Source organism: Vibrio sp. OPT20 (assembly GCF_963889365.1).
Taxonomy (GTDB): domain Bacteria; phylum Pseudomonadota; class Gammaproteobacteria; order Enterobacterales; family Vibrionaceae; genus Vibrio; species Vibrio splendidus.
Genome location: NZ_CAWPOA010000031.1, coordinates 721,674 through 732,843, shown reverse-complemented (window position 1 = coordinate 732,843; position 11,170 = coordinate 721,674). Strand labels below are relative to the sequence as shown.

Sequence of the window (11,170 nt, the reverse complement as noted above, 5' to 3'; positions counted from 1 at the left end):
TATGACGCGGGCTTGTTACGATTGCATAGCGCATGTTGTGGCTTCTTTTACCACATTCACCGCTGTTATTGCGCAGGTTTTTGAGCCCAAACGTGAATATAACGGCCTAGCGACAGATATGGCTCTTGGCGACATAGCTGTTTTTCTAGTTCCAATACATCTTCAAATTGGTAATCGCCCATGTACTCCATATTACCTATGTAGTCACTGAAGGAACGAATGCCTGATTTACCACAGATTTCTAGACCGGCGTCTTCTATCCATTGATAAACCTCTTCTGGCTTCAAGCCTTTTTGTGGTTGCAGCTTAAACCGTTTTCGATGTGGCATCCCATTCAATACATGAGGAATGTTGCCACAAATCACATTTTTCAGGACTAATCCGTGGTGGTTGTAAAACATTATCGAGGCAACACCACCGGGTTTTACTTGTTCCAGTAATAAATCAAGCGCCTCTTTAGGATCGGCTAACCATTCCATTACGGCATGAAACATCACAAAATCGACTTGGCCTTCAAGGTGTTCTGCCACTTTTTGAACCGGAGAATGAATAAACCGATACTGTTCTAACAAACCCGCTTCGTTGATACTTTCTTGTGCAAGCTTAAGCATCTCAGAAGAGAGATCACAAAGAGAAACGTTATGCCCAAGCGACGCAATTTTTTGCGACATCTGCGCAAGGCCGCCTCCAGCATCAAGCACATGCAGCGGCGAAGCTGATTGCTCAAATTTGCTCAAAGCTTGTTCTAAATCTTCCCATACGATGATCTGACGGATCTCTCCTTTGTCAGAGCCGTAAATATTTTTTGCAAATTTGTGGGCAATATCGTCGAAATTACGGTCTTCAGTCACGGCTACTTGAGTTATTATGTCCTATCGTGCCTGCTATTCTGTCACAGGAATTTCAGGAATAAAGAGGCGATGTCTCTTTTTACTACTAAGTGATGTTTTTTCGGACTATTCGGATATGTTTGAGCTGAAAAAAGTAGTGTCTTCGTTACTGATGCCACTGCCAGCAATGTTAATTCTCGCTTTTCTGGGTTTAGCCCTAGTGATGTTTACTACCAAAAGGAAGACGGGTTGCCTAATCACCCTTTCAGCCCTATGTGGTATTTTCCTAATCGCTTTCCAGCCAGTTTCTAGTCAACTTTTAATGCCAATGGAAAGGCAACACACCGCTTTTTTACCTGTCGATGAAACCGTCGATTACGTGATGGTTCTCGGAAGTGGTCACGTCGTAGACGACCAAATCCCACCAACATCAGAGCTTAGTCGCACCGGTCTAATGCGTTTAAGTGAAGGGATTCGGATTCTACGCCTTTACCCTGGTGCAAAACTCATTTTGTCTGGCTATGGCGCAGGCACTGAAGTGAGCAATGCTAGAATGATGGCCAAAGTTGCGTTGGCACTAGGTGTCGCAAAGCCCGATATCATTCTGCTTGAAACAGCGAAAGACACATGGGAAGAAGCCCGACAAGCCGCTGCGTTCGTTAAAAATAAAAGAATGGTACTGGTAACTTCCGCTAGCCATATGACTCGCGCATTGAATGAATTCCATGCAGCTGGCATGAAGCCATTACCAGCCCCAACCAATTACCTTGCACAAGAAGGGATTGTTGAACCTTGGAATAAGTACATGCCTAAAGCTCTTTACCTTGAGCAAACTGAGCGTTACTGGCACGAAACAATGGGGTTGATGTGGCAAAGCCTGCGTGATTGGCTTGATACAAGCAATGACACCGTTGAAGAACCCATTGTTGTTCCTGAAACATCTCGCTTAGTTGAAGATGACGGTGGTATTTCTGCGGCGCAGCCTCAATAAACTCAACCGAATAAGTAAACTGAATTTTATCAGTAGACATAGTATTACCTGTAGACATAGTATTACCTGTAGAAATGGTCTTATCTGTAGGTTCGGCCAGATAGGCAAAACTGATTAACCAAGTAATTTGCAGGTTTCCAGTTCGTAAACAGTAAAAGCTAAGCAATAAAAAAGCCGAGACATCAATGATGTCTCGGCTTTTTACGTTTAAATATCGTTGTTGATTAGTCATTCCTAAAGGAAATCAATCACCAGCGAACATGTAACCTTCACCGTGAACCGTTACAAAAATTTGTGGATTCTTAGGGTCAAACTCCATCTTCGCACGCATACGACGGATTAACACATCGATAGTTCGATCGTTTGGAGCATCCACTCGGTGACTGATCATATTCAGAATGCGTTCACGACTTAATACCTGGTTAGGATAAGAAGAGAGCGCAACCAACAGTTCATATTCAGCTTTAGTCAGTTTGACCGGTTCGCCGTTTTTGCTTAGCGCACGACGAGGGATATCAAACGTCCACTCACCAAAACGAACCACAGATTCGTCTTCAGTCTCTTCAACCTTACCTGTTGCTGTTTTACGAGCGGCAGAAATGCGCCAAAGTAGGTTTTTAACTCGAACCAATAACTCGCGAAGTTCGAAGGGTTTAGTAACGTAATCGTCAGCGCCCATTTCAAGGCCAACGATTTTGTCGATGCTATCCGTGCGTCCAGTAACTAAAATAATTCCAATGTCTGATTGACTGCGTAATTCGCGAGTTAGCATCAATCCATCTTCGCCTGGTAAGTTGATGTCCAGCATAATGAGGTCAACGTTGTTTTCTTCTAACACGTTTCTCATTTGAGCGCCGCTTTCTGCTTCGCTTACTGTGTAACCTTCGTTCTGGAAGTATCCGACCAGTTTACTGCGGGTTACCACATCATCTTCTACGACTAATACGTGATAGCTCATCTACACCACTTTTCTTATTTAATAGTTTCAGTGACTATTCTATTCATAACTCGTAACAATTCTAGTGGTACACAAGATAAAAGCCAGAAACATGGATCTTTTTTGATACAAGACAATCTTAAACCTTGCTATTTATCGTCCATCGCAATTCAATATAGGCATTACCACTAACGAGTAACTTTGCGTTTCGCAAATAACCTTGTTATTCAGCCTTGGTGTGCTTTGCACAAGTGACTTCAAGATGCGTATAAGTAACACCACAAGACTAAATCAGGATCTAAGAAATGAAAGATACGAAAGCGTTCAACGAGCAAAGAGCAGAAATATACTGGTGGCTATCAAGCTTATTCGCTAAAGAGATCACTCAAGAAGAACTCGATCACTACCACTCTGTTGAAATTCGTTCTTTCCTAACTGGTTTAGGCGAAAATGAAACACTAAAGCCGGCGATCGATAGCCTAGTGGATGCGCTAAACCGCCTACAAACGCGTGAAGATGCTCAACTAGAATTGTCTGCTGACTTCTGTGACTTATTCTTAAAAACAGATAAGCATGGAGCACTTCCTTACGCTTCTATGTATATCGGTGAGACTGGCCTTTTGAATGATAAGCCAGCAAAAGATATGGAAGAGATCATGGCTAAGCACAACTTAGTGGTGAACCAAGATCTAAAAGAACCAGCTGACCACATCGCTATCGCACTCGACTTCCTTGGCAACTTGATCATCCGTTCTAATGAAACGGAACTTGAAGAAGAGCTAGAAAAATCGTTCATTGTTCAACAGCAATTTATCGAGCAACAACTTCTTACTTGGGTACCAAAGTTCAACGTTAAATGTCATGACGTTGACGAATTCGGTTTCTACGCATCAGTCTCATCTCTGCTACTTGCATTCTGTAAATTGGACACCCAATACCTTGCTGGTGAATAAGCTTATTGGATGACTCGTTAAATAAATTCAGAAGAATGTGACAATTCACCCGGATTTCCGGGTGAATTTTATTGCGAGTAATTTCTAGTCAGTCTAAAATTGTGACCGCAAACGATAAAATATGAAACATTCACGAAATGCTATGCTTATTATAGTTTTGAGCATTTCGGTGTTAAGACAAGCCGCTCAATAGCGGTTTTTTGTTTTTTAGCACTTTAGTACCCAAAGAGCCCTACAAATTTAAGCTCTTAGTTAGGTAGCTTAACGGCTACTTCATTCCGTACTTTGGGAAAGTAGCTTCTAATAGGATAAAACCATGGCCACTATAAAAGATGTCGCTCGCTTAGCAGGCGTATCAACAACAACCGTTTCTCACGTAATCAACAAAACTCGCTTTGTTGCAGAAGCGACGCAAGAAAAAGTAAATAAAGCCGTAGACGAACTGAACTATGCACCAAGTGCCGTTGCTCGTAGTTTGAAGTGCAATACAACCCGCACTATCGGCATGCTAGTTACTCAATCAACTAACCTATTCTTCTCTGAAGTTATCGATGGTGTTGAAAGCTACTGCTACCGTCAAGGTTACACTTTGATCCTGTGTAATACGGGCGGTATCTATGAGAAGCAACGTGACTACATTCGAATGCTTGCAGAGAAACGTGTAGATGGCATCTTAGTTATGTGTTCTGACCTAACTGAAGAACTGAGAGGCATGTTAGATCGTCACGCTGACATCCCTAAAGTGATTATGGATTGGGGCCCTGAGAGTTCTCAAGCAGATAAGATCATCGACAACTCTGAGGAAGGTGGTTACCTAGCGACCAAATACCTCATTGATCACGGTCACTCCAAGATTGCTTGTTTAAGTGGCCACTTAGACAAAGCGGCATGTGTTGAACGCATCGCGGGTTACAAACGCGCACTCAACGAAGCTAAGATTGCTGCCGATGATAACATGATCATTGAAGGTAACTTCGAGTGTGATACTGCGGTTCTTGCTGCAGAGAAAATCATTAAGATGGTAGATCGCCCAACGGCAGTATTCTGTTTTAACGACACGATGGCACTTGGCCTAATGAGCAGGTTGCAAGAGAAAGGAATTCGTATCCCTGAAGATATTTCAGTGATCGGCTATGACAACATCGAGTTGGCTGAATACTTCTCTCCGCCGTTAACAACGGTTCACCAACCCAAACGTCGTGTTGGTAAGAACGCTTTCGAAATTTTGTTAGAACGCATTAAAGATAAAGACCATGAAAAGCGTGTGTTCGAAATGCATCCTGAAATTGTTGAGCGAAGCACAGTTAAAAGGTTAAATTAATTGATAAATTCAGTTTAATATAATTAAGCGCACCTTTAGGTGCGCTTTTTTTATCAACAACATGAATGAACCTGGTATCATACTGGAAAGATCATTAATTGAAGCAATATCACATTTTGAAATAACAAGTGTGAGCCTCATTCAACAAAAACTTTATTCTATTCAATCAGTCACGCACAGGGCAAATCACTTGAAAGAGTGAGACGCAAAGCTTCCGGCCTAAACCACTCGTTGGTATGGTAGCGGGGTTACCGATGGCAAAATGCAGTAACTACTAATAATTTAGTAATTTACGGCTAATTGACAATTTAATTGCAACATTTTGCTAATCTCTCGGACCTGCTTATTTGGTGGCGTAGTTCAAATACACCGAGATAAATAACATGGATAAACCGATACTAAAGGATTCAATGAAATTATTTGAATCCCTAGGAAAAATAAAATCACGCTCGATGTTTGGTGGCTTCGGTCTTTTTGCTGATGACACTATGTTTGCTCTGGTTGTAAATGACCAGCTGCACATACGAGCAGACAAATGCACAACGAAACAGTTCGAACAACAAGGGTTTCAACCGTACGTCTACAAAAAACGTGGTTTCCCTGTCGTTACTAAATATTTCGCTTTACCTGAAGGCCTGTGGCAAGACCAAGAGAAAATCTTGCAGCTTGCAACGACGTCTCTGGGTTTTGCTAAAGAAGAAAAAGCTGAGCAATCTTCAGCTAAGCCTACTCGACTCAAAGATCTGCCCAACCTTCGACTCGCCACTGAGCGTATGTTGAAAAAAGCAGGGATCGATTCCGTAGAACGTTTATATGAATCTGGCTCTGTAAACGCATTTAACGCCATCAAAGAATCACATGCGTCTTCTGTCAGTATTGAACTACTTTGGGCGCTAGAAGGCGCGATCAATGGCACACATTGGTCTGTTATACCGCAGCAGCGTCGTGAAGAGCTTATCAATCGCGTCAATTAACATTACAAGTGAAAAACTATCTACATAACTAAGCCGCATTTACTGCGGCTTTTTTTATATCTGCTGAAAGTTAATCTATGCTTTGCCTGTCTATCTATACTAATGGTATACATTGAAAATTTAGAGGAAGTATCAATGAGTAAGAAAATGATATTGGGTATTGTGTTGGTCGTAACCATCGTCTTGTTAGGCGTCAATTTCGGCCAATACCTAACGCTTGAAAATGCCAAGGCCCAACAAGCCGTTTTAAATGACTACATTGATAGCAACTTCATTGCTGCCGCTGCTATCTATTTTGTCGCATATGTAATGATTACTGCTTTCTCAATTCCTGGTGCTGCTGTTGTGACCCTGTTAGGAGCTGCGCTATTTGGTTTCTGGAATAGTTTGCTGCTGGTCTCTTTCGCCAGTGCCATTGGTGCAACTCTCGCATTTTTAAGTAGCCGCTACCTGTTACGTGACTGGATCCAAACCAAATTTGGTGACAAATTAGCTACGATTAACAAGGGCGTTGAAAAAGACGGAGCATTTTACTTGTTTTCTCTGCGTCTGATTCCTGTATTCCCATTTTTCCTTATCAACCTGTTGATGGGTCTAACACCGATGTCCGTGAGTCGTTACTACATTACGAGTCAAATCGGGATGTTACCGGGTACCGCTGTTTTCTTGAATGCTGGTACTCAGCTCGCAGAAATTGATTCACTTTCGGGGATAGTGTCCCCTTCAGTACTTTTGTCATTTGCCTTACTGGGTGTATTCCCAATCATTGCTAAATGGTTGATGAATAAATTTCGCTCAGCACCTGTGGCTGAATAACGTATATCACTGAGTAACGTATACTTATAATAGCTAAATAACGCATATAGCCAGATAAGGTTCTATCTCAATGAAAATCTTCAGTGCATCGAATCCGACAGAAGCCCACATCATCTGTGGATTACTAGAAAGTGTGAATATTGCGTGTGAAGTCCGTGGTGAAGGGTTGTTCGGTTTGAAAGGGGAAATCCCATTTACCGAAGAAACTGACCCTTACGTATGGTTATATGAACCAGAATTGGCGAACAAAGCCCGGGCAGTTGTTAATGACTACCAGAAACAGCAAGATTCGATCATTTATGAAGAGTGGCGTTGCGCAGAATGTCATGAAGTCAACGAAGCACAATTCGGTTCTTGTTGGCAGTGCGGTGCTGCTTCACCTGAATAGCAGGTTTTGAAAGGTAAAGTGGCTCCAACGGCCTTATCTAACAACTCGGTCAGATACCTCCTCCAAATAAAAACGGGAAGCTAAAATTAGCTTCCCGTTTTTGTTTCAATTCTATTCGAGCATCTGTTCTGCTAAAGAATCACTGAATTTGCTTTTGAATAAAAGCGATAGATCGTTGATTGAATTCTTCAGGGTTTTCTACGTTACACACATGCCCACAGTTGGCAATTTCTACCAACTCACTCGACTTATGCGCTTGTACCATTTCTTTTACTGGCTTGATGAACATGTAGTCGCGCTCGCCCATCAAATACAAAGTTGGAATCGGCAACTCTCGGTCTTTGAAGTACTTCATCAATGGGTTCACATCAGCCGTAAGGATAAACCAGCGTTTAAACTCTTTTTGGCACAGCTTTTTGGCTTCGCGGATAAACAGGTGACGTGATTCTTTTTGGCTTTTTTGTGGCATCACAACGTAAGCGAAAAGGCTGTATAACCACATATAAGGAATGATGTGCTTACTCAAGTTACCCAACTTGATTAAGACTTGAGAGCGAGTGTTGAGTTTGGTCACGGCACCACCTAGCACCATTGAACGTACTCGGCCAGCCGCTAGCTCTGCGACATTACGGACAATAATCGTGCCCAAAGACATGCCTACAAAGTGTGCAGAACGGATTTTCAGATGGTCTAACACCTTAAGAATATCGAGCGTTACCGCTTTGAACGTATAACGATTCGAAATCAGCTCTTTGAGGATGTTGTCTGATTTACCATGCCCTCTCAAATCAATGAGAAGCAAGTTGAAGTGCTGTTTATACGCTTTGATCTGCTTAAACCAAATGGAGGAACTGCCTCCTGCGCCATGCACAAATACAACCCACTCATCGCTCGTAGGGTGAGTAAATGTTTTATGAAATAGTAAACTCTCAGACATACCTATCGCTTTAATTATTGGAATGGAGCTCTGCCTCATCACAAGGCGATGGCTAAGGATATCACGCAATCAAGAAATTTAAGTGATAATAGTGTCAAACCTAACATTAGTCATGTGAATACCTACCCCACCTTTTCTACCTGACTAAAATGAGTTTGCAAGTTTTCTCTTCCTAAACGTGATGTGATCTGACCAGAAAACAAAAAGGCACTCTACTATCAGAGCGCCTTCTACTATTAAGTTCAGTTGTTATACATCAGCTTATTTTACAGCTAATTCAGCACGTTAAAATGCAGAATGGTACATCGTAAGATATTCTTTTGCCGCATCTTCCCAACTAAAATCTTGTTGCATCGCGTAAAGTTGAACACGTTTAATTTCAGCGGGATTTTGTGCATAAAGTAGTAATGAACGATGCAATACTGCCAGTAACGCTTGCGGTGTTGGCTCTTCAAAAGCAAAGCCGGTCGCTATCTCGGGATCCTGATCGTAATCATTCACACTGTCTTTTAAACCGCCCACAGAGCGAACAATCGGTAACGTACCGTAAGCCATGCTGTAGATTTGGTTTAAGCCACAAGGTTCGAACTCCGAAGGCATCAAGAAGAAATCAGAACCCGCTTCAACTAAGTGCGCAAGCTCATTATTATACGCTTCTACAAACGAGAACTTATCTGAGTGAAGTGCCGACAGCTCTTTCAGCTGACTCGCTAAAACTGGATCACCAGTACCGACAATCACGATCTGAAGATCGTTTTTCAAAAACTGTTCGATGATAGGCAGTAAGTAATGAACACCTTTCTGATTAGTCAAACGACAAACCATGCCATAAACCGCACAATCGGTGACGGGGAGGCCAACATCTTGCTGCAGTTTTTGCTTACAAGCTGACTTCCCACGAACCATGCTGTGCTTTGTCGCTTTGAATTTACGAGGGAGGAAAGCGTCCGTTTCCGGGTTCCAAGCTCCGTAATCACAACCATTCAAAATGCCAAAAAGATCCGCGGATCTGTACTGGAATTCTGCTGCCATACCATGACTGCCTAATTCCGTTTTCAACTCCTCGGCATACGTTGGACTGACTGCGTTCACCTTATCAGCACACATCACGCCGGCTCTCAGCATTGTGACATGCGTGTCACTCACTGAAGCTTCAGGCACATTGTAGCTATGCATTTCTGGTAGAAATTGCAGTTCATCGTATGCGAACACACCTTTGAAAACTGCGTTATGAATTGAGATAACACTGCGCGTATTTTCAAAGAAATCATGTTGTTGATAACGTAATTTAAGCAAAAAAGGAACAAAGCCTGTATGCCAGTCATTTACATGAATGATATCAGGTTGGAAGCCAAGCTTAGGAAGCATATCAAGGCAGGCTGCACTGAAGAACGAGAAACGCTCTCCGTTATCTGCGTAAGCTTGATTATTTTCTGCGTACATTTCTGGACGGTCGAAATATTTGGCACATTCGATACCAAAAACTTGAACACCTTCTACACTCAGTTTTTTGACTTGGTAAGCGGTATGAGGCCAATGATCGAGCTCGGTCGATAAAATGACTTCGGCTGCATCAATGTTTGGAATGTTTCTATACGCGGGGATAGTCACTCGAACTCCCTGTTCGAGTGTTTGTAACGCTTTCGGCAGTGCCTTGGCTACATCAGCCAAGCCACCACTTTTAATCAAGCCTTCAACTTCAGACGCTACAAAAAGTACCGAGAGAGTTTTAGTAACCAACTCGTGCTCCTTTAGAAATAACAACTACACCATCGTCAGATACGTGGTAATGCTTTTTGTCTTCTGTCAGGTTTACACCAATTTGAGTGCCTGGTGCGATGTCTGCATCTTTATCAATGATAACGCGACGAAGTATACAACCCTCGCCCACCTTCACATCACCTAATAAAATACTCTCACTAATATCACACGCTGATGCGATATTGCTGCGGAAGCCTAATACACTCTTTTCAATACGCGAACCACGTACGTAACTACCGCTACACACAAGGCTATCAATGATCTGAATTCGACCATTAGCCGAGTCAGTAAATGTAGCTGGTGGTAGTGGCGGATAGTAAGTGTGTAGAGGCCATTTACGGTTGTATAGCGAGAATGGTGCATCTTTCTTAAGAAGGTCCATATGTGCTTGCCAGTACGCATCAATCGTACCTACATCGCGCCAGTAAACTTCTTCTTTCTCACCAGTAATACGGTTGGTGCTGAAATCATAAACAAACACATCACCACGTGGGAACATGTTTGGAATAATGTCTTTCCCGAAGTCATGTGAAGATTCAGGTTTATCTGCATCTTCCGTGAGTTCAGCAAAAAGTTCTTTCGCTTCAAACACGTAGTTGCCCATTGAAACGAGCGCTGACTCTGGGTCTCCCGGAATCGACTTAGGGTTTGCAGGTTTCTCTTCAAAGCCAATCATACGGCCTTCAGCATCCACCTCGATAACACCGAACTCTGATGCTTCAGCAAGCGGCATACGCAGTGCAGAAACGGTTAACGCTGCTTTCTTTTCTTTATGGAAATCAAGCATTTGTTTGATGTCCATTTTATAGATATGGTCAGAACCAAAAATACAGACTTGATCAGGTTCTTCCAGCTCCATAAAACCCATATTTTGGTAGATAGCATCTGCTGTGCCTTCATACCAACGCTTTCCTTTACGCATTTGCGCAGGAATTGGGTCGATAAAACGATCTGTGATGCCACTGATATTCCAACCTTTTTTCATGTGGTGGAACAGAGATTGTGACTTAAATTGTGTTAATACGTAGATCTTCATAAGATCAGCATTAACGAAGTTGTTCAAAGCGAAATCAATTAAGCGGTAACTACCACCGAAAGGAACCGAGGGTTTGCTGCGAGATTCAGTCAAAGGTCTTAAGCGAGAGCCTTCACCACCAGCAAGAATCATTCCCAATACACCAGCCATTTTATTCTCCATATATCTATAGCTTGTCGATGTCAGTACTCGTAGAGGTGTCTTCCTCTGGGGGATGAGCACTAAC

At 42.5% G+C, this 11,170-nt stretch carries 11 protein-coding genes and 1 riboswitch; of the genes, 6 read left to right on the top strand and 5 right to left on the bottom strand.

Features of this window, described 5'->3' with window-relative positions; genetic code table 11:
• Positions 1-65 precede the first annotated feature (65 nt).
• Positions 66-851 carry a tRNA uridine 5-oxyacetic acid(34) methyltransferase CmoM gene (cmoM, locus tag AACR09_RS04450; protein WP_076668908.1) on the bottom strand — a complete coding sequence of 262 codons (786 nt, stop codon included), beginning with the start codon at positions 849-851 and terminating at the stop codon, positions 66-68.
• Between the two features lie 115 nt (positions 852-966).
• Here cmoM and elyC point away from each other — a divergent pair, with 115 nt between their 5' ends.
• Complete coding sequence (gene elyC, locus AACR09_RS04445; RefSeq protein WP_029222038.1) at positions 967-1,821, top strand: envelope biogenesis factor ElyC; 855 nt, start codon at positions 967-969, stop codon at positions 1,819-1,821.
• A gap of 244 nt (positions 1,822-2,065) precedes the next feature.
• Here elyC and torR read toward each other — a convergent pair whose 3' ends face one another.
• Positions 2,066-2,779, bottom strand: a complete 714-nt coding sequence (gene torR, locus AACR09_RS04440; protein ID WP_193836056.1) for a two-component system response regulator TorR — start codon at positions 2,777-2,779, stop codon at positions 2,066-2,068.
• Positions 2,780-3,063: 284 nt separating this feature from the next.
• Between torR and torD the strand changes: the two genes are divergently transcribed.
• The 5 genes from torD to AACR09_RS04415 all read left to right on the top strand — a co-directional run bounded on the left by torD (position 3,064) and on the right by AACR09_RS04415 (position 7,210).
• On the top strand, positions 3,064-3,711 hold the full coding sequence (torD, locus tag AACR09_RS04435; protein WP_017085859.1) for a molecular chaperone TorD: 648 nt from the start codon (positions 3,064-3,066) through the stop codon (positions 3,709-3,711).
• Between the two features lie 316 nt (positions 3,712-4,027).
• Complete coding sequence (gene purR, locus AACR09_RS04430; RefSeq protein WP_193836055.1) at positions 4,028-5,032, top strand: HTH-type transcriptional repressor PurR; 1,005 nt, start codon at positions 4,028-4,030, stop codon at positions 5,030-5,032.
• Positions 5,033-5,202: 170 nt separating this feature from the next.
• Positions 5,203-5,288, top strand: a riboswitch (cyclic di-GMP riboswitch).
• Positions 5,289-5,415: 127 nt separating this feature from the next.
• A complete protein-coding gene (locus AACR09_RS04425; protein WP_004736448.1) occupies positions 5,416-6,006 on the top strand; it encodes a TfoX/Sxy family DNA transformation protein in 591 nt (196 codons plus the stop codon).
• A gap of 135 nt (positions 6,007-6,141) precedes the next feature.
• On the top strand, positions 6,142-6,822 hold the full coding sequence (locus AACR09_RS04420) for a TVP38/TMEM64 family protein (RefSeq protein ID WP_004736447.1): 681 nt from the start codon (positions 6,142-6,144) through the stop codon (positions 6,820-6,822).
• Positions 6,823-6,892: 70 nt separating this feature from the next.
• Positions 6,893-7,210 carry a putative signal transducing protein gene (locus tag AACR09_RS04415; protein WP_193836054.1) on the top strand — a complete coding sequence of 106 codons (318 nt, stop codon included), beginning with the start codon at positions 6,893-6,895 and terminating at the stop codon, positions 7,208-7,210.
• Positions 7,211-7,349: 139 nt separating this feature from the next.
• Here AACR09_RS04415 and AACR09_RS04410 read toward each other — a convergent pair whose 3' ends face one another.
• From AACR09_RS04410 to glgC, 3 genes are all read right to left on the bottom strand, one after another.
• Complete coding sequence (locus AACR09_RS04410; protein WP_193836053.1) at positions 7,350-8,147, bottom strand: alpha/beta fold hydrolase; 798 nt, start codon at positions 8,145-8,147, stop codon at positions 7,350-7,352.
• Between the two features lie 285 nt (positions 8,148-8,432).
• The gene (gene glgA / locus AACR09_RS04405) at positions 8,433-9,887 is read right to left on the bottom strand and encodes a glycogen synthase GlgA (protein ID WP_193836052.1); all 1,455 of its coding nucleotides are present in this window, start codon (positions 9,885-9,887) and stop codon (positions 8,433-8,435) included.
• Positions 9,877-11,106, bottom strand: coding sequence for a glucose-1-phosphate adenylyltransferase (gene glgC, locus AACR09_RS04400; protein ID WP_076648142.1), 1,230 nt, complete (start codon positions 11,104-11,106; stop codon positions 9,877-9,879). The genes glgA and glgC overlap by 11 nt, the downstream gene beginning before the upstream one ends.
• Between the last annotated feature and the right edge of the window lie 64 nt (positions 11,107-11,170).

Coding starts and splice junctions, on each gene's coding strand:
- torD (WP_017085859.1), top strand. CDS start 3,064: ATGAAAGATACGAAAGCGTTCAACGAGCAAAGAGCAGAAATATACTGG.
- purR (WP_193836055.1), top strand. CDS start 4,028: ATGGCCACTATAAAAGATGTCGCTCGCTTAGCAGGCGTATCAACAACA.
- AACR09_RS04420 (WP_004736447.1), top strand. CDS start 6,142: ATGAGTAAGAAAATGATATTGGGTATTGTGTTGGTCGTAACCATCGTC.
- glgC (WP_076648142.1), bottom strand. CDS start 11,106: ATGGAGAATAAAATGGCTGGTGTATTGGGAATGATTCTTGCTGGTGGT.
- AACR09_RS04415 (WP_193836054.1), top strand. CDS start 6,893: ATGAAAATCTTCAGTGCATCGAATCCGACAGAAGCCCACATCATCTGT.
- AACR09_RS04425 (WP_004736448.1), top strand. CDS start 5,416: ATGGATAAACCGATACTAAAGGATTCAATGAAATTATTTGAATCCCTA.
- elyC (WP_029222038.1), top strand. CDS start 967: ATGTTTGAGCTGAAAAAAGTAGTGTCTTCGTTACTGATGCCACTGCCA.
- AACR09_RS04410 (WP_193836053.1), bottom strand. CDS start 8,147: ATGTCTGAGAGTTTACTATTTCATAAAACATTTACTCACCCTACGAGC.
- torR (WP_193836056.1), bottom strand. CDS start 2,779: ATGAGCTATCACGTATTAGTCGTAGAAGATGATGTGGTAACCCGCAGT.